This is a genomic window from Paenibacillus sp. TSM33 (assembly GCF_056099025.1).
The window spans coordinates 977,324-996,460 of record NZ_JBLZXB010000010.1 but is presented as its reverse complement, the minus strand read 5'-3'; the positions used below and the strand labels follow the sequence as shown (position 1 = coordinate 996,460).

The 19,137-nt window shown below is 46.5% G+C and carries 18 protein-coding genes; 6 read left to right on the top strand and 12 right to left on the bottom strand.

The annotated features are described in order from the left end of the window. Positions 1 to 10 precede the first annotated feature (10 nt). From ACN6NF_RS08565 to ACN6NF_RS08555, 3 genes are all read right to left on the bottom strand, one after another. Positions 11 to 1,090 carry a tetraprenyl-beta-curcumene synthase family protein gene (locus tag ACN6NF_RS08565; protein WP_474316827.1) on the bottom strand — a complete coding sequence of 360 codons (1,080 nt, stop codon included), beginning with the start codon at positions 1,088 to 1,090 and terminating at the stop codon, positions 11 to 13. Positions 1,091 to 1,327: 237 nt separating this feature from the next. Then, complete coding sequence (locus ACN6NF_RS08560; protein ID WP_474316826.1) at positions 1,328 to 2,743, bottom strand: MATE family efflux transporter; 1,416 nt, start codon at positions 2,741 to 2,743, stop codon at positions 1,328 to 1,330. Positions 2,744 to 2,951: 208 nt separating this feature from the next. Beyond that, the gene (locus ACN6NF_RS08555; RefSeq protein ID WP_016819721.1) at positions 2,952 to 3,149 is read right to left on the bottom strand and encodes a cold shock domain-containing protein; all 198 of its coding nucleotides are present in this window, start codon (positions 3,147 to 3,149) and stop codon (positions 2,952 to 2,954) included. A gap of 173 nt (positions 3,150 to 3,322) precedes the next feature. Between ACN6NF_RS08555 and ACN6NF_RS08550 the strand changes: the two genes are divergently transcribed. The 5 genes from ACN6NF_RS08550 (at position 3,323) to ACN6NF_RS08530 (ending at position 7,278) form a co-directional block, all read left to right on the top strand. Then, positions 3,323 to 3,556, top strand: a complete 234-nt coding sequence (locus ACN6NF_RS08550; protein ID WP_014599632.1) for a hypothetical protein — start codon at positions 3,323 to 3,325, stop codon at positions 3,554 to 3,556. Between the two features lie 7 nt (positions 3,557 to 3,563). Further along, positions 3,564 to 3,752, top strand: coding sequence for a hypothetical protein (locus ACN6NF_RS08545; RefSeq protein ID WP_016819720.1), 189 nt, complete (start codon positions 3,564 to 3,566; stop codon positions 3,750 to 3,752). Positions 3,753 to 3,951: 199 nt separating this feature from the next. After that, the gene (pepF, locus tag ACN6NF_RS08540; protein ID WP_474316825.1) at positions 3,952 to 5,748 is read left to right on the top strand and encodes an oligoendopeptidase F; all 1,797 of its coding nucleotides are present in this window, start codon (positions 3,952 to 3,954) and stop codon (positions 5,746 to 5,748) included. 56 nt (positions 5,749 to 5,804) lie between these two features. Beyond that, positions 5,805 to 6,227, top strand: coding sequence for a LapA family protein (locus tag ACN6NF_RS08535; RefSeq protein ID WP_164965297.1), 423 nt, complete (start codon positions 5,805 to 5,807; stop codon positions 6,225 to 6,227). 13 nt (positions 6,228 to 6,240) lie between these two features. Next, positions 6,241 to 7,278 (top strand): M42 family metallopeptidase, encoded by a 1,038-nt coding sequence (locus ACN6NF_RS08530; RefSeq protein ID WP_474316823.1) that lies wholly within the window; start codon positions 6,241 to 6,243, stop codon positions 7,276 to 7,278. Between the two features lie 96 nt (positions 7,279 to 7,374). Here ACN6NF_RS08530 and ACN6NF_RS08525 read toward each other — a convergent pair whose 3' ends face one another. The 9 genes from ACN6NF_RS08525 to hemE all read right to left on the bottom strand — a co-directional run bounded on the left by ACN6NF_RS08525 (position 7,375) and on the right by hemE (position 17,610). Then, complete coding sequence (locus ACN6NF_RS08525) at positions 7,375 to 9,324, bottom strand: ABC-F family ATP-binding cassette domain-containing protein (protein WP_474316820.1); 1,950 nt, start codon at positions 9,322 to 9,324, stop codon at positions 7,375 to 7,377. Positions 9,325 to 9,445: 121 nt separating this feature from the next. Beyond that, on the bottom strand, positions 9,446 to 10,024 hold the full coding sequence (locus ACN6NF_RS08520) for a TetR/AcrR family transcriptional regulator (protein ID WP_474316818.1): 579 nt from the start codon (positions 10,022 to 10,024) through the stop codon (positions 9,446 to 9,448). A 67-nt stretch (positions 10,025 to 10,091) separates the two neighbouring features. Continuing rightward, positions 10,092 to 10,898, bottom strand: coding sequence for a DUF92 domain-containing protein (locus ACN6NF_RS08515; RefSeq protein ID WP_474316816.1), 807 nt, complete (start codon positions 10,896 to 10,898; stop codon positions 10,092 to 10,094). 217 nt (positions 10,899 to 11,115) lie between these two features. After that, a complete protein-coding gene (locus ACN6NF_RS08510; RefSeq protein WP_474316813.1) occupies positions 11,116 to 11,739 on the bottom strand; it encodes a fumarylacetoacetate hydrolase family protein in 624 nt (207 codons plus the stop codon). Positions 11,740 to 11,778: 39 nt separating this feature from the next. Further along, positions 11,779 to 12,549 (bottom strand): glycerophosphodiester phosphodiesterase, encoded by a 771-nt coding sequence (locus tag ACN6NF_RS08505; protein WP_474316811.1) that lies wholly within the window; start codon positions 12,547 to 12,549, stop codon positions 11,779 to 11,781. Between the two features lie 80 nt (positions 12,550 to 12,629). After that, complete coding sequence (locus ACN6NF_RS08500) at positions 12,630 to 14,000, bottom strand: CapA family protein (protein ID WP_474316808.1); 1,371 nt, start codon at positions 13,998 to 14,000, stop codon at positions 12,630 to 12,632. A gap of 136 nt (positions 14,001 to 14,136) precedes the next feature. After that, entirely contained in the window at positions 14,137 to 15,582 is a 1,446-nt protein-coding gene (gene hemY / locus ACN6NF_RS08495) for a protoporphyrinogen oxidase (RefSeq protein ID WP_474316805.1), read from the bottom strand. A gap of 7 nt (positions 15,583 to 15,589) precedes the next feature. Further along, positions 15,590 to 16,531 (bottom strand): ferrochelatase, encoded by a 942-nt coding sequence (gene hemH, locus ACN6NF_RS08490; protein ID WP_474316802.1) that lies wholly within the window; start codon positions 16,529 to 16,531, stop codon positions 15,590 to 15,592. A gap of 32 nt (positions 16,532 to 16,563) precedes the next feature. Further along, entirely contained in the window at positions 16,564 to 17,610 is a 1,047-nt protein-coding gene (hemE, locus tag ACN6NF_RS08485; protein ID WP_474316800.1) for a uroporphyrinogen decarboxylase, read from the bottom strand. A 231-nt stretch (positions 17,611 to 17,841) separates the two neighbouring features. Here hemE and ACN6NF_RS08480 point away from each other — a divergent pair, with 231 nt between their 5' ends. Further along, complete coding sequence (locus ACN6NF_RS08480) at positions 17,842 to 19,062, top strand: MFS transporter (RefSeq protein WP_474316798.1); 1,221 nt, start codon at positions 17,842 to 17,844, stop codon at positions 19,060 to 19,062. Positions 19,063 to 19,137: the final 75 nt, after the last annotated feature.

The window sequence follows — 19,137 nt, the reverse complement described above, 5'->3', positions numbered from 1 at the left end:
CTCAAAATAATCATATAAGCCTTCTTATCCATCGACTGTTTAATAGGAAAAACAAACGCATGAGCGGACTATTTTTCATTAAACGTCTCGAAACAGCGCGAACATCCTGCTGCTCACTAACTTTGGGGTCGGATAAATATAAAGCCAGCAATCCCTCGATAATCATCCGGTGAAAGGAGCTGGCAGGGACATCTGCAATATCAGCCCGCGCCCGATTCACAACGTAGGCGATCCGGTCCAGCATCATGTCGGTATCTTCATAGTAATTGCAAAAGTTAAGATCTCCGCCCTTCCGGTCTTCGTCTTGATCGATTAGATAATCCAGCAAAATATGAAGACTGCACACATGTGGAAAATACGATGCATGTATTGAGGCAGCCCCCGCATCTGTGAGATGCTGGTCGCTGGCAGCAAGAAACAGCATAAAGACCCCTAGGGTTGAGCCAGTAGCCGCAGCAAACTCGTTCCAGCGCAACTCGGGTGTACGGTCTTTATGAATCGACCACCAGTCCAAAAGCGCTTGTTCCCGCAGCTCGGGTTTAATATGCTTGTATACTTGCAAATCCGTGTATAATCGCGCCAAATCCTGAACGTAAGGCATTGCCGCCTCATAGCCCGGAAGCCTGCTTATACAAGACTGACAGGTTGTCACCAGCCCGGTCAAATAACCGCCATCCTCCTGCTCACGACGCAACTCATAATAATTCACTGGCCTAGCCGTCGGATTAACCGCATCCAGCATAGACTGATGCAGCAACCTGAAATCATCCGGGTCCATAGACGTACTGCGATCACACAGGTTGTCCAAATAATCGCTAATCGTCTGGTACGCCACAATCAGCGGAATTAGCGTCTGCCGGTCAGACATATTGGCTGCAGCATAAACCGCTCCCCCTACGCAGTGAAACGTCTTCTCTGCTATGCTCGCAAGCGCTTGGCCTCTCAGCTCAGGGTCCGGAATTTGTTCGGCCTTGCTCTTCCAGTTACTCAATTCTTGTTTCGTTTCAGGGAGAATGTGCTTGTACATTCGGCTCATTAGACCTATGGGGCCTCTCGGTACTTGATAACGTCCTTGCTCAACATAACTCAAATGACGGTGCCTCCACATTGTTGTCTACGTAATTATACCTATCCAAACCATATCCATTATAATATGATCGACCTTTTAGCACAAATGAACAACCTCACTTTTTTCTTTACTATTCAAGAAAAATGAGCTCTTCTCACTAAAACGCTTTGTACCCGTGCCACTGAATTAGCCAAAAATAGGAGTGAAACAAGATCCACCTTTATAAAACTTTAATCGTAAATAGTAGAAATGTCCTATCTAGCCCTTGTCCTCGGCCAGCTTCATGCCTTGGTTTCCCTCTCCCATGCTAGCCTGCTTCCATTTTCCGAAAGCGTAATAGATAATAACTGCTACGGCGGAGATCGTAAAACCAATAGGAAAGCTCCACCATACAGCATCTAGACCATACTCATCGACAAATGCATAGGCCAAAGGTATACGAATGCCCCATAATGAGATAATGGTAATGAACAGCGGTACCATTACAGAGCCCGTAGATCGAACAACGCCTGTAATGACATTGGTAATACCAAATATAACAAAAGACCACAAGGTGATCAGATTAATCTGCATCCCCAGTTCCAATGCCCCTCCCGTAGAAGGAAGAAACATCAGTAAGGCTTGACGGTTAAATACGTAAATGAATATTACGGCCCCACCAGTCAATACAAAATTATACACAATCCCAATCCAGGTTGTCCTTCGCACTCGATCCCAGCGTCCGGCTCCGATATTTTGAGCGGCGAAGGAAGATACGGCTGCACCTAGTGCCATGGCCGGCATCTGCACATAACTGGACAAATTGTTGGCTGCTGTATAGGCTGCCGCTGCGACTGTCCCGTAGCCGTTGATCAGGTTCATTAAAGCAATCGCACTGGTGGAGACAGCAATCATTTGCAGTCCCATCGGGACTCCTTTACGAATAAGGGTCCAAATAATCTTCCAATCAAATCGAAGTAAGCGAAGCTCTGAAGATGTAATGCGCAGAAAATATTTTACACGATATAAGTAAATGAGAATCAACACAAAGCTGATCCCTTGAGCAATCAGGGTAGCTGTGGCGGAGCCTCCGATGCCCATAGCAGGGATCGGCCCCCATCCGAATATGAGCAGTGGGTTGAGTAAAACATCCAGTACGACGGAAACGAGCAGAAAATAAAATGGTGTTTTGGAATCTCCAGCCCCTCTCATTACGGTCATGATGTAGTTATAGCCGTACAAAAAGGGCATACCCGCGAAAATAATTCGCGTATAGGTGATCGCCATATCGATTGATTCGGCAGGCGTATTGAGCACATGAAGAATCCAAGGTGAGCCCAAAAATCCAATAATACCTATAGCAAAAGCGAGCACCAGGAAAAAGACAGCGCTTGTACCTACTACACGCTTTGTTTCTGCTATGTCACCCGCTCCGATATGTTGTCCGATCAGAATAGTGGCCGCCATGGTGACCCCAAAAATCGAGCTGATCAGAAAGAACATTATAAGATTTCCGTTCGAAGCGGCAGTCAACGCAGCTTCTCCCAGAAACTTCCCAACCCAGATTGAATTGATTGTTCCATTCAAGGATTGCAGAATGTTTCCGAACAGCATCGGCAAAGAGAACATAAACAGTGTTTTGGCAATGGGACCTTCAATCAGGGAAGGATTACGACTAGCCTCTGCTGCACTCATTTTCTCAACTCCCTCAACTTAAAATAACTCACGCTTAGTTTTATTACGTATAATACCCTATTCCGGCTCAACCTTCTCATATCATAGACGTTTTACGCAAAAAAGCGCAGTTCCCTTAAATGTAAGGAACTGCGCTCTCAATTCATTGTTTAACCGTAATATATAAGACATCCGTAAAAACGGAACATTTCTTACAATTCAGTTACACTTACAGTTTGATTACGTTAGCTGCTTGTGGTCCACGGTTGCCTTCAGTAATTTCGAATTCAACATCTTGACCTTCTTCCAAAGTTTTGAAACCGTCGCCTTGGATTGCGGAGAAATGTACAAATACATCCTCGCCACCATCCACTTGGATGAAGCCATAACCTTTTTCTGCGTTAAACCATTTAACTGTACCTTTCAAGTGAACAACCTCCTAAAAATACCGCCATCTATGGCGAATATCCATATTATACTTCATGCTTTTTCACATTGCAATTGGTGTTTTTCCGGGTTTTACGGTCTGGAATGATTTGCTTTTGCGGCAGAAACTGCGGTATCATGAACCAAAACATCTATAAAATCGGAGACATGCATATGATGAAAAAACACGAAATATACAAAAAAGACAAGTGGAATATGATGACTGTCGAGGTGCAGGGCCGTTACATCGTTCTGCGGGAAATATCTGATGATTGGGGCGAGGAAGCTCACACGTTTTTGAGCCGTCCGGCGCTGATGCATTGGGCTGAAAATCGTTTTCCCAAGCAGTCCTTTCAAGATAATGAGGAAGAGTGGCAGCGGATCATGAACGCTTTCAAACAGGTGTAGCCTATTCATGGTGTCCAACAGCTATCTCATCTTCATTATTCTGGCCTTCACGCTGGGCGGAGTGCTGATCATGAAGCGTGAAACGATACCGACTCCTCTCAAAAAGTGGATGGCCCTCACTGCCGTAATCATGATTTGCCTTGCCTTTTATCTTATTGTATACAGCTTATTAAATATAGGTTCCAACCCACAGTAAGGAAAATTATACTTTCAGGGGCAAAAGGTCATACTATGGCATAACAAGCCATGGTATAAGGAGGATATGCCGTTACATGCATCCTGTAAAACCTCTTGCCCTGCTGCTTACGGTAAGCGTGGCGGTTTCTTCGTTTTGGCATCCGTCCCTTACCCCCGCAGCCCTACCCCACATTACGTTCGATCAGAGGAGGCTCTCCATGAGTGAAATTGTAAAACGCGCTGATGCGCCAGTGGAAAATACATGGAAACTGGAAGACCTATTCCCCAACCGCAAGGCATGGGATCAAGAATATGAAGAAGTCAAACAATTGGCCAAAAAGGCTGCTCAATTTCAAGGCAAGCTCAATTCGGCCGAAGCGATTGGCAACTGTTTCAAACTCGAAGATGAACTGTCGCTTAAAACCGAGCGTGTATATGTGTATGCCCATCTCCATCATGATGAAGATACGGCTGAACCTACATATCAGGGTCTTTCGCAAAAAGCTAAAAAACTAGGCGTGGAAGTCAGCGAGTCTCTTTCATTCGTGACACCTGAAATTTTGGCGCTGCCCGATCATCAGCTTGATGCCTTCATTGAAGATCCGAAGCTTTCGGATTATAAGTTTACACTGCAAGAAATGAAACGGGAAAAAGCACATATTTTAGGCAAAACAGAAGAAGCACTGCTCGCTCAAGTTGGCAATCTGGCCCAAGCCCCGCAAACAATTTTCGGGATGCTTAACAATGCGGATCTGAAGTTTCCGAAAATCAAGGATGAGCATGGCAAAGAGGTCGAGCTGACACATGGCAGCTACATTCAATTTCTCGAAAGTCCACACCGCGAAGTACGTGAACGTGCTTTTAAAGCGGTATATGACACATATGCCAAAAATAAAAATACGATTGCTTCTACATTGAGTGCCAATGTGAACAAAAATATTTTTTATTCTCGTGTACGCAAATACCCTTCCGTACTAGAAATGTCACTATACGGTGATAATATTCCGAAGGAAGTGTATACGAATCTTATTGATACGATTCATGAAAGCTTGCCCCTGCTTCACCGTTATATTAAGCTGCGTAAAAAGCTCTTAGGTGTGGATGAGCTTCATATGTATGATTTATTCGCTCCGCTTGTGGACGAATACAAGATGGACATTACGTATGAGGACGCCAAAAAGCAAACCAAAGAAGGCCTTAAGCCTCTGGGCGAAGACTATCTGGCTTCATTGCAAAAAGGCTATGATGAGCGCTGGATTGACGTTTACGAAAATGAAAATAAGCGTACAGGCGCCTATAGCTGGGGAGCTTATGGCACCCACCCTTATGTGCTCCTGAACCATAAAGATAACCTGAACAGCATGTTCACGCTTGCGCACGAAATGGGGCATGCGCTGCATTCGTACTATTCAGACAACGCATTGAAGTACCGGGATGCACAGTACACCATTTTCCTGGCTGAAGTGGCTTCCACTACTAATGAAGCCTTGCTGATGGATTATTTGCTGAACAAGTCTACCGATCCAAAAGAGAAAATGTACCTTCTCACCTACTATGCGGACCAATTCCGTACAACAGTATTCCGTCAAACGATGTTTGCGGAATTTGAGAAGATTGTACATGAGCGTGCTGAAGAGGGAGAATCCCTTACACCGCAACTTTTGTCGGAGATTTACTATGATTTGAATGTGAAATATCACGGACCTGGCATGAAGGTAGACAAAGACATAGAAATGGAATGGGCACGAATCCCTCATTTCTATAACAGCTTCTATGTCTACAAATATGCTACCGGCTTCTCGGCAGCAACCAGTTTTTCCAAACAGATTCTAGAAGAAGGCCAGCCAGCCGTTGACCGTTACTTAGGCTTCCTAAAGAGCGGTGGCAGTGATTATTCAATCAATATTTTGAAGAAAGCTGGCGTTGACATGTCCTCTCCGCAGCCGATTCGCGAAGCCATGAGCGTATTCGAAGAAGTCATTACGGAAATGGAAAAGCTAACTGAAGGAAAGTAAAACCGTACACACTTCGAATCCTGCTTGATAAAGATGCACGGATAAATCCCTTGTCCATGGCGGACAAGGGATTTTATAATGTAACGGGAGGAGGTGGCATTTTGAAAACACAATGGTCTTTGATTGCAGCACTTGTTATAGCTTTGTTAACAGCTGTTTTTGCTGTTATTAATGTCAATTCGGTTCAAGTGAACCTTCTGTTTAGCAGGGTTAGCATTCCTTTGATTCTACTTATTCTCGGTTGCACTCTTTTAGGTGGACTTATTGTCGGTTCTTTCGGTATCTTCCGCCAATATAGGCTTCAGAGAGAGATTAAACGTCTGACTAATCAGCTTCATACACTACAAGAAGAGCACACATCTGCAGTGGAAGCATACGCGAATGTGTCCAATGACACGACTGGTTCTTCCAGCACGGTGTCTACATCCGACCCAGGTATAGAGCAACCGTCCTCTAACCCTGATCGGTTGTCCAAATGAGGAGGAGCAACAAATGACAATTCAATTAAATGAAAACTATATCATGAGCTTTTTAAATCAGCTTTTGAACACGCCCAGTCCCAGTGGATATACACATCATGTGATGGAGCTGATTCGTAAGGAAGCCGAAAAGCTAGGGGTACCCATCGAATGGAATGCAAAAGGCGGTGCTATCCTGACTCTGGAAGGTCAAGAAACGGACCGTACAGTGGCGCTTAGCGCGCATGTGGATACATTGGGCGCGATGGTACGTTCAATCACAGCGCAAGGTACTCTACGCCTGACATCTGTGGGCGGGTTCATGATGAACAGCATTGAGAACGAATACTGCCTTATTCATACTAGAAGTGGACAAACGTATACGGGCACTATTCTGTCCAGCCATCCATCCGTGCACGTTCATGATGATGCACGAAGCTTTGAGCGCAAGGAGAGCCATATGGAGGTACGGATTGACGAGCTTGTCGAGTCGAAAGAGGACGTACTTCAGCTCGGTATTGCGGTGGGCGATTTTATTTCGTTCGATGCGCGCCCAGTTCTAACGCCCAGTGGCTTTATCAAGTCGCGGCACTTGGATGATAAAGCCAGCGTAGCGGCACTGTTTGGTTTATTAGAATCGGCTGTACATGGAGGCTGGAAGCCTCGACATACTGTTAAATTGCTCATTTCCAACTATGAGGAAGTGGGGCACGGAGCGGCTTACATACCCGAAGGAATCAGTGAGATGATTGCTGTCGACATGGGCTGCATAGGTGAAGATCTGAGCTGCAAGGAAACGGACGTTTCCATCTGTGCCAAAGACTCTTCAGGCCCTTACGACTACAACATGACGACCCGCCTGATTGAGCTGGCTAAGGGGCTGAATATTCCGTATGCGGTAGATATTTATCCGCACTATGGTTCAGACGCTTCAGCTGCGCTTAAAGCAGGCAATAACATTCGTGCCGCACTGATCGGGCCTGGCGTACACGCCTCTCACGCAATGGAGCGCACGCATAAGCAGGCCGTATTAAACACTGCCCGTCTGCTCGCGGCTTATGTAACAGCCTAACCATTTTATGCTGCATGGAAAACAGGTGCACATACTTCTACTTCTACTTCTACAAAAAAAGCAAGCCTCCATCTAAATGGGGACTTGCTTTTATTTTTAAGATTTACTTTGTTCAATTTGCTCGGCTAGCTCATTCAAATAGGTCCAGCGTTCCATCTGGTACTCTAGATGCTGTTCGGCCTTCGCTTGCTCAACCATGAGCTCCTGCAACCGTGCCGAATCACTGAAAGATTCCTCCATCTGTCGCTGAATGTCGGCCAATTTCTGTTCGGCTTGTTCAATCAGTTCATCAATCTGCTCATATTCCCGCTGTTCCTTAAAAGTAAATTTAAGCTTGGTTTTACTTGTCCCCTTGACTGATTCGGAAGAACCCGCAGACTTAGGTGCAGAAGACCGATTTGAGGAAGCCGTCCCCGTCGAGACAGACGTATTCGCAGAAGGCTGTACATTTTTACTGATCCATTCTGCATACTCGCTATAGTCGCCTACATGTACACGTACCTGTCCATTCCCTTCAAATGCCAGTATTTTATCCACGGTCCGATCCAGGAAATAACGATCATGAGAAACGATAAAAACTACGCCCGGAAATTCATCCAGATAGTCCTCCAAAACGGAAAGAGTCTGAATATCGAGATCATTTGTCGGTTCATCCAGCAATAATACATTTGGTGCGGACATAAGGACACGCAGCAGATACAAGCGACGTTTTTCGCCCCCGGACAAACGAGAAATAACCGTCCATTGCGCACTTGGTGCAAACAGAAACCGCTCCAGCATCTGCGCAGCTGTAATCGTCGAACCGTCTGCAGTACGAATCACTTCGGCTTCTTCCTTAATATATTCAATGACACGCAAGGATTCGTCCATTTCCTGATGTTCTTGAGTAAAATAACCAAGCTTCACAGTTGGTCCCAATACAACCCTGCCGGAATCTGGTTCTACACGCTGGGCAATCATTTGGAGCAGAGTGGATTTTCCACTACCGTTAGGTCCCAGGATGCCCACACGATCACCAGGAACCGCAATGTAACTCAAATCCTGAATCAGCTTACGGGAATCTACCGATTTGGACAGCTCCTCGATCTCCAATATCTTTTTACCCAGACGTGTGGAGGCAACGGACATATCTACAGATCCAGAACGAGCTTCCGGTTGCTGATCCCTAAGCTGCTCATATCGGTCAATACGCGCTTTCTGCTTGGTCGAACGTGCCTTTGCTCCACGGCGAATCCAGGCCAGCTCATTACGCAGCAGGTTCTTCCTTTTTTGTTCCGAAGACGCTTCCCGCTCCTCGCGTTCTGCCTTCAGCTCCAGAAAACGGGTATAGTTAGCCTCATAACGGAAAAGGCGACCATGATCCAGCTCTAACATGACATTAGCAACTCTATCCAGGAAATAGCGATCATGCGTGATCATTAACAACGCACCGCGTCTCTTTTGCAAATATTGCTCCAACCACGCAACGGAATCATTATCAATATGGTTGGTAGGCTCGTCCAGAATGAGCAGCTCACAAGGCTGGATCAAAGCCGCAGCTAAAGCAACCCGTTTACGCTGACCACCGGAGAGAACACCCATACGAGACTCAAACTGGGTGATCCCCAGTCGGGTAAGAATATTTTTGGCCTCGCTCTCCAGCTGCCATGCTTGGAACGTATCCATCTGTTGACTTGCTCGCAACAGTCGGTTTTGGAGCTCCTCGCTACCTGGATTCAACTCCAGTAACTCCATGGTTTCCGTATATTCACGCACTGCTTTCATTTCAGGCTGATTGCCATGGAAAATATGCTGGAGTACCTTCATTTCAGGATCAAACTCCGGATTTTGTGCCAGATACTGAATTCGCACATCGTTGTTTACTGCAATATTACCATCATCTGGCGGCTCCAAGCCTGAAATTACACGTAAAAACGTTGATTTGCCGGTACCATTTACACCAACAACCCCTATTTTGTCACGCTCATCCATACCAAAGGAAACATCCTCGAACAGCATTTTCTCGCCGTAGCTTTTTGTTATATGTTCAACGGTCATAATGTTCATTGCAGATTCCCTACTCTTCCCCAATTTTGTGATGCATCTTGTTTATTTTAACACAGACACAGGCAATGATTAAAAAAACCGTTAGCTGAACAAAGTCAGTACGGTTTTCAATGATAACATGTCAGAATTTTTTTACTCCGGCTTCACAGCCATGCATAAATAGATTAGCAGCCAATGCAGCCGTCTGAACCACGTCACATTCACGGAAATTTTGGTTCAACAAAATATCCATTTTTAGGCGTTCCATCATACCAATGAATGCCTTGGCATGAAATTCGGGCTGCGGCACACCCTCTGACGCCAGTTTATTTTTGACCAGATCGGTATAGTCCTGAATAAATCCCCGCATAAACTCCATGAGATCAGGGTCACTATTCGGAGTCATAAAAAATAATTTAGTATGCTGCTTGCGTTTGTAATAATAGTGGAGATGCAAATTCGCCATCCGCAGCAGTCCCTCTCCCAAAGCACGATTGACTAATGCACCTTGCATTTCGGCTAGATATTGTTCGCAATCTCTACGTGTGACTGCTGTAAATAGCTGCTCTTTACTTTTAAAATACAAGTATACCGTGCCTTTAGCTACACCCGCTTGTTCTGCAATTTCGGAAATTTTGCTTTCATAAAAGCCTTTGGTGCCGAAGACAGTGTAAGCGGCGTCCAAAATAGCTTCATATTTATCTCCGTGCATATCCCCCATCTTTGCACCTCCTGAAACCATGATTGAAGCACACAGTTATTCTCTAGAACGATCTCCTGCCCCATGATCAGAGTATAAAGAAAATCCCTGCAAGTGCGACCAATCCGCCGAAAATAGAGCTAATGCTATTCACCCGATCATTGCTCATCCAATGCCAGCCACGTAGATAAACTGTCGCTTGACCACAATGCGAATCTACTTCTACTTCCCGTTTGCACACTGGACAGGAACGCATCAACTGCACTGTAGCACCAAGATAGGAATCAGCGAAGGCTCCAGCACTGCCGGATAACCCTCCGATCAGTGCCCACAGCCATAATGGCAATTCCGGCATTCCTACGGCGTGTCCAAAACCCCATGCGCCTATACCGATCAGTATGCCACCGGCCAAGGCCGCAGCCGTTCCCAATACAGATACTCCTCCTGAGGTTCCGGGTGCCAGCACCTTCCCGGTAAGCACCGAACGAGGCGGCTTACGACTCAGGCTTCCAAATTCCGTTGCCCATGTATCGGAGGTGACCGTAGCCATGACACCGACAAATGCCAGTTGCCAGGCAACATGAGGCCATATCGCATGACCTAGGCATAGCAGCATGCCTAATCCCCCGTTAGCCCACACTTGTCCTGCATCCCGATTGCCTGTTTTGGCATACGATTTTTCGAGCTCAGCCTTGCGTTCCTTTTTGAACCTCGACAATAGGGTGGACGTGATAAAGAATAAGAGCAATGTGCCGAACCAAAACAGGTTTCCCGCCCCATAATACACAGTTCCCATCAGTACAGCCGCAGCAAAGCCGGATAAGGTTAAGGATTTTTTATAAAATGCAGCCCCCGCCACTACAGCAGCGGAAAGCAACCCAATGATCCAGTCCATGATATACCCCCGCATTTGAGATGAATCTCTGTTTTTCGCTTTTAGTTCTGTAGGTTCTGTATATCATTGTACAATGCTATACGCTTATATAAAAGCCGTGCCCCATGCTTTCGCACAGGACACGGCCTTCACAAGGCTTGCCTACGGGAGTTACTCGTACCTCCCAATCATCAAAAACATACTTTTTTAATTATCTTCATTAATGCCGTCTGTAGATTTAGCCGATGATGAAGCTTCCCTGACGGTCACTCCCCCAATAAAGCTCAAAGTGGTCCCCGCTCGCTGTAGGCCCTACGCCCGCCGGAGTGCCTGTAAAAATAATGTCACCCTCACCCAGTCCATATTGAGTCGCTATATATTCAACGATGTGCTGGATAGAAAAGATCATGTCCTTGACATGCCCACGCTGCACCTCCTGTCCATTTTTGAACAAGGAAAAATCCTGCTGCTCCAGCATGTCCAAGCTCTCTAAAGGCAAGAACGGTGTCACAGGTGCAGACGATTTAAAACCTTTGGCAGCAGTCCATGGATGACCTTTTTTCTTGAGCGTACTTTGTACATCACGCAGGGTAAAATCAATGCCAAACGCAAAAGCGTTCAGACACGCATCTGCGGTCATGCCTGGTTCGTAGTTACGTCCTACAGCCACCACCAGTTCAGTCTCAAAATGAATATCTCCCTTATCCTGAGGAAGCTCCAGCTTAGCACCATCCAATGGCACAACCGCATGAGATGGTTTCAAGAAAATCATCGGTTCTGTGGGAACATCATTCCCCAGTTCCTCCGCATGCAACTTATAATTGCGTCCGACACAATAAACATTACGAATTTCCACGTTCATTACGATCCGTCACCCTTTCTGCGTATGTAGTCCAATTGATTAACGAATAAGTTTACGTATATAGTGCCACAGCCGGGGCTTGGAAAGCAAAAAAACCTGCTCCCAGCGATCCGGCCAATTGGTACAGATCATCAATTCAGGATGTAATGAGGACAATCTCCGCATGATACGCCGGTCATCCACCGTCCACGCCATGACCGTAATACCGCGTGCGATCAAATCTTTCAAGAGCTTTCGGTCCAACCGTGGATAACCCATAGATAAAAATGTGCATTGTAAATTTTCTAATTGCTTTGCCAAATCGTCTGGACGCGCATCAATAATCAAACCGGTACGGATTTCGGGTGCCAGTTCTTTTGCTCGGCGCAAGGCCGCACGCTCAAAGGAGGTCAAGACCACCTCACCCTCCATCCCCCTCATTATAATTTCCCGAATGACGGCTTTCTCTAGTCCCGGATACATATCACCAGCAGTTTTGAGCTCAATATTGAGCGATACACGTCCCTGGCACAAATCAAGCACTTGAGCGAGGGAAGGAATAGATTCCCCGTGATATTGTGCATTTTTCCAGCTACCTGCATCGAGTCGTTGTAAATTTTTCCAGTCTGCATCCTTTACTCGTCCCGTACCGTTCGTCGTTCGCTCCAGCGTAAAGTCATGGATAACCACTGGAACACCGTCCTTTGACAGCTGTACATCCAGTTCAATCCAGTGCACAAAAGACTGTTCCAGCGCAAGCTTAAAGGCTGCCATCGTGTTCTCGGGAGCCATCCCCGAGAAGCCGCGGTGAGCCACGCACAAATGATTCATTCTGTATGACCTCCATTCACAAAGGAGCCGCTTATACGATCATTCCGTCCATGTCCATATTAACAATTTCTTTCTTACTGCTACTTAACGCTTACTGTACCATCCACACCTATCGAGACATTGCTTGGTGACAGTGCCGCTACTTTCTGCAAAATTTTGCTGGCCTCCGCATCTTTCAATGGTATCGGTTGACCCAGCTCCGCCCGGTAAGGGGTCAGCTTCATTTTACAGTCCCCGTTTCGGGTACAGGTGGCCTGAAATATCGCTGTATCCCAGGTGGCTGGCACCGTTGATTTAGAAAAAATAAAATTGCCTGTGCTGTATGCAATCCATTTGCCTTTATATTGCTCCATCCCTTGCAGCACATGAGGATGCCCGCCAACGACAAGATCCGCCCCGGCGTCAATAAAAGCGTGTGATAACTCGGTTTGATGGGGCTCAAGTGCAGTGGCCCGCTCCTTGCCCCAATGGGCAACCACAATCACCAAATTAGCCTGAGTTCGTGCCTCACGAATGGACTTTACGATCGCGGTCGAATCATAAGCTCCTGCTACACCAGGCTGTTTGATCCCCGCGTTCCAGTTGGCTTCAGGCATGACACGCGTAGCCCCCAACAACGCAATTTTAATCCCATTACGTTCAAAATAATGCGGTGCATACGCTTCTTTTGCATTGCGCCCGGCTCCAGCATGGGCTATACCCTTTTCATCCAAATAGTTCAGTGTATCCAGTAATCCGCTTGTCCCCTGATCCAAAATATGATTGTTGGCCAAATTTACAGCATCGATTCCTGCCGCTGCCATTGCAGTCAGCGCCTTGGGAGAAGATTTATACACATACGTTTTATTTAACGCACCAACACCATTAGTGGTCACCGGTGTTTCCAGATTGGCAATCGTTAGATCGTCTTTATGGAACAAGTTTCCGAGATATTGGTATGGAAAATCAAACCCGTTCTGCTCCAGCCTCTGCTCAACTTTACCAGAGAACTGCACATCCCCTATGAAGTGAAGTGTAATTGCTGACGAATTTGCTTCATCGTTGTTTACATCCTTGTTTGGCGAATCCTCCTGTACTTGCTCGTCTTTCTCCGAGGATGATGTTGCTCCTGCTGAAGAGCTGCCTTCGGAGGTATTAGTGTTGGGCGTTGTCACGGGACGACTGCTTGTGTCTGGAAGAGTAGATTCCTTGGTTTCATTAACGTCTTCACTTTCTGAGGGAATAGAGTACTCATCATTAGCAGATCCCGTTGGGATGTTCTTTTCAGTTTGCGAATACTTGGCGTTTTCCGCAAGAGAACCACTGCTATCGCGTTCAAATATGTAATAATAACCGAAAAGACCTACGATCATTAGCAGCAGAACCAGATTCGTAATGATCCAAGCCTTGCCTATTTTTGGTTTTCTCGCTCTCTTTCGACCTTCATTTCTCTGTGACCTGGGAGGGTACATTCTTCACTCCTTCTATGCTATACCATATGCATGAATTCCTTATTAGCTGGCGAATTTTACACCTTCTCCATTATATATCAAATTTCAATATAAATAGAACCCCTCGCCTGATCGCGAAGGGTTCATCATTGAAGATTTACACCTGTACCTTGATGGCTTCCTGCTGTGCCGCTTGAACCGCATTGGAGGCCCATTCCTTGGCCTGACGAATGCAGTCAGGCAATCCGATCGCATCATAGCCAGCGCCTAATACGTACACCCCTGGCATCGCACTGCGTAGCTCTTCCCGCAGATTAGCTATAGCCTGTGGGTGCCCTACTGGATATTGCGGCATGGAATGACGAAGACGTGTAATTTCCGTGAACAGCGGAGTTGCTGTAACTCCCATCATCTCTTTTAAATCCTTGCGTACCACCGCAATCAGCTCATTATCCGGTAATTCCACTGTTTCTTCAGCTCCTGCTCGCCCTACATAACAACGCAATAGCACCTTATCGTCCGGGCTGGTATGTAGCCACTTGGCAGAGGTCCATGTACAAGCTGTGACACTACGTCCTTCTTTGCGAGGAACCAGAAAACCAGAGCCGTCAAAGACGTTCTCAATATCTGTTTTATCAAAGGCCATGACTACGTTCGCTACGGATACATATTTTACAGCTTCCAGTGCAGTCACATTTACGTGCTCTCGCAGTAGCGGCGCAGCAGCAAAGTTAGGAGTCGTTACAAAAATATCGTCCGCCTCCAGCATCTCCCCATTGTCTAACATAACGCGATAGCGGCTACCTTCACTTTCTGTCGTCTTGGTGAATTCGGTAACAGCAATTCCGGTGCGTAAATCACAGTCATACAAATCATTCAGCAAAGCATGCACCAAACTTTGCAAGCCTTGGCGGAAGGTCAAAAAAGCACTTTTTTTCGTACCTGTATGCGTTTCAGCAGGTTTTCGACCTGTCATCATTCCGTGAATGAGGCTTCCGTATTGCTGCTCCACCTCTGCAAACTGCGGAAAAGTTGCCTGCAAACTTAGCGTCTTCATGTTGGCAGCATAGATTCCCGCCAGCAGTGGCTCGGTTACATTCTCCAGCACTTCTTTGCCCAGCCGGCGTTCAATAAAATCACCCAGCGCCTCGTCTCCCGGTTCACGACGAGGTGGAATGACAAAATCCATCATTGCCCGCATTTTTCCACCTAAAGAGATCAAGCCACTACGTAAAAAGGGTTTCAGTTCTGTTGGAATGCCCAGCACCAGCCCAGGAGGCATCGGATGAAGCCGACCTTCATGCAAAATATATGTCTTTTTAGCTTCAGGATTCGTGCTTACCAGTTCATGATCCAGCTCCAGCTCTTTTGCCAGGTCGATCATGGCCGTTTTACGGGCCAGAAAGGAATCTGGCCCCTTTTCGATGACAAAACCATCTTTATGCAATGTTTCAATTTTCCCGCCTAGCACGGAAGCTTTCTCCACCAGCGTAATTCGAGGTGTGTAGCCAGCTTCTTTGTACAATTTTCGTGTATAAAAAGCAGTGCTAAGCCCGGTCAAGCCTCCGCCTACAATTACAATATTACGTACCTTTTGCTCCATTATGCCCTCATCCCTTTTTCAATTGGTCTATGATGACATCACTAAGCGTCTCCATATACAGTGGGTCACTGTTGAGCGAATCAATACGCTGAAAACGCATATCCAATTCCTTCGCCAAAGCCTGTGCTTCAATATCCAGGTCGTATAACACCTCTAAGTGATCAGAAACAAAGCCGACTGGCGCAGCCAGCACATACTCCACTTGCTCTTCCTTAAGACTGTGCATGGTATCCAAAATATCTGGTCCCAGCCATGGTTCTGCTGTACGGCCAGCACTTTGCCATGTAAACTGCCAGTTGGTAATCCCTGCCTTATCCGCAACAGCCTGCGAAGTAGCCATTAATTGCTCCACATAAGGATCACCCATAGCCAAAATCCGCTCAGGCAAGCTGTGCGCACTGAACAGAACACGAACCTCGTCCCGCTTGGCTCCCGCTTCTTCAAAAAGCGTCAGTTTTGCGTTCACACGCTCAGTCAGCGTCTTGATCAGCTTTGGATGAAGATAATAGCTCTCCACAAACGATATGGCCAGATCCAGTTCCTGGGCCTTAGCCTGTGCACGCTTGATATAAGAGCCTACACTCATAACGGAATAATGCGGAGCCAGCACGACACCCACCGCCGTACGAATGCCATCTTGCACCATCGCTTCGACACCATCCTCAATAAACGGCTTGGCGTGCTTGAGCCCTTGATAACAAACAAATTCTATGTCCGGGTTGCGATTTTCCCGATTTAAGGTTTCCTGCAAGTTGTGAACCTGTCGATCTGTATTCTGGCGTAACGGAAACACGCCGCCCACAATGGCTTCGTAGCGATCTTTTAATTCCTTTAACTGCTCCGGTGAGGGAGCATGACCACGGCGAATATGTGTATAATACGCTTCAACCTGGTCCAGACTCTCCGGCGTCCCGTAGGACATGACCAGTACACCCACTTTGGTTTTCATTAGCAGATCCCTCTTATCTTTTCTAGTTGTAATTAGTTCTTTGACAAAACAGAGCGAGAATACTCGTGTACATAATTGGTAAGCTCTCTTAGCTTATCTAGCGAGGCTTCAGGAAATAAGCCGTGACCGAGATTGAAAATATAACCCGGCTCCAGAATGCCTTCATCTACAATGGTTTTTGCGTACTGCTTGATCACATTCATCGGCGCAGTAAGCACGTACGGGTCCAAATTCCCCTGTACTCCAAAACTGTTACCCAAGCGACGACGGCCTTCAGGTATACTTACCCGCCAGTCCAGTCCAATCACATCGGCTTTTACCCCGCTCAAATGCGGAAGCAATTCACCGGAGCTTACGCCCGGAAAATAAATTTTAGGCACATTCAGATCAGATAACTCATGGAAAATACGTACAATGGTCGGCAACACAAAAGTTTGAAAATCATAAGGCGAGAGTGCACCTACCCAGCTATCAAACAATTGAAAAGCCTTACCACCGTTAGCGATATGGGCCCGCACGTATGTAATAACCATATCTCCTAGCTTATCCATCAAACGATGCCACAGTTCAGGCTCTCCATACATCATCGCTTTGGTGCGAATATATCCCTTGGAGGGTCTTCCTTCTATTAAATAGCTTGCAATAGTAAAAGGCGCTCCAGCAAACGTGATCAACGGCACGTTCAACTCACGGTCTAAAATACGGATGGTTTCCAAAATATGACCCAAATCGCGTTCTACATCAATCGGACGCAAGTTGTCTACGTCTGCAGCTGACCGGATCGGATTATCAATAACCGGGCCAATATTTTTGACAATATCAAAATCAACCCCTAGCGAGGCTACCGGATTCATAATATCAGAATATAAAATTGCAGCGTCCACCCCAAGCTTGCGCACGGGCATCAACGTTACTTCTGCGGCCAACTCGGGCTGGCGACAAATTTCAAGCAGCGTGTATTTTTCCTTAATTTTGCGATACTCAGGGTCATACCTTCCGGCTTGCCGCATGTACCATACGGGAATATGATCCACAGCTTGCTTGCGACAAGCGCGGATAAAAGTATCATTGTAGGTCATGACTTCAGCCTCCAGTTCGAATCATAAATACTATATTTTATTATGCCCTTTTTCAAGAGTCGTAACAACCGCCGCTCTCAAACAAACCATGACAAACCCATGACATTTGGATAAAGTTTCAATGAAGTGTGCTATACTAGAGAAATGGCTTTTTTAAAGCTCCGGGTAAGTTATACATGAATAAGTACCTTTACAACAGGATGAGAATGGCAGAAAGGAAGTGAAAGCACATTGAAAACGTGGGAGACGTGGAAAATCAATCTCATTGTGCTTTGGTTCGGTCAGTTTCTGGTCAATGCGGGAATTACAATGATTACTCCGTTCCTTGCCTTATATTTGGCTCAAGACCTCCATGTGAAGGGCGAGCACGATATAGGACTGTGGGCAGGAGTTATTTTTGCAGCTAACTTTTTGACCTCGTTTATATTCCAGCCATTATGGGGCAAGCTGGCCGACCGATATGGACGTAAAGTCATGCTGCTTCGCTCAGGCTTTGGCATGGCTCTGGTCATCGGGTGTATGGGTTTGGTCACTCACCCATGGCAACTGCTGGCGCTTCGTCTGCTAAACGGTACAATTTCGGGTTTCAACCCAGCTTCTATTTCCCTAGTGTCGGGTACCACTCCCAAAGAGCGAACCGGATTTGCTATGGGAATTATGCAATCCGGTCAAATGGCTGGCACGATCCTCGGCCCTCTGCTAGGTGGATTTTTGGCTGACTGGGTCGGATTCAGACCCATCTTTTACATTACAGGAGTTCTTATTTTCCTAGCCTCTCTAATGGCAATGTTTTTGGTTAAAGAAAATTTCAGCAAAGCGGAAGCCGCACGAATTCCACAAATTTCAGTTCTTGCCGGATTAAAGGAACTAAGCCATACGCCCCAGCTTCCGGCTTTGTTCACCGTAACGTTCTTACTCCAGTTTGCCATGATCAGTACAGTTTCTCTGCTACCTTTGTATGTGCAAAAGCTATATGGCTCGGCAGAAGGAATTGCACTGGTTGCCGGATTCGTTACCGCTATTACAGGCGTATCCAATATGGTAGCTGCACCGCTCCTTGGACGATTAAGTGACAAAATAGGGGCACACAAGATCTTGACAATCGCACTGCTCGGAACGGCAGTTATGCTCATTCCGCAGGCTTTTGTCAATGAAGTATGGCAGCTTGTCATTATCCGTTTTTTCATGGGTGTGTTTATGGGTGGTCTGCTACCAAGCGTAAATGCGCTGATTCGCACCTACACACCGGAAGGAATGGAAAGCCGCTCTTTCGGATTCAATACCAGTTCGCTGGCGCTCGGAAATATGCTGGGTGCGGTCATTGGCGGAGTGCTTTCCGGATTTATCGGCATCGAAGGACTGTTCATTATGTCTGGTGTGCTGCTGATCGTCAATATAATCTGGGTACGTATGAAGCTTTTTGATCGTAAGGCTACGCCTCATTTCAGGTAAGACAACCTTCTTCAGGTAGGACAGCCTGCCTCAACAGACAAGAACCTCCGCTCCACGTTACTGTGGATAAGGAGG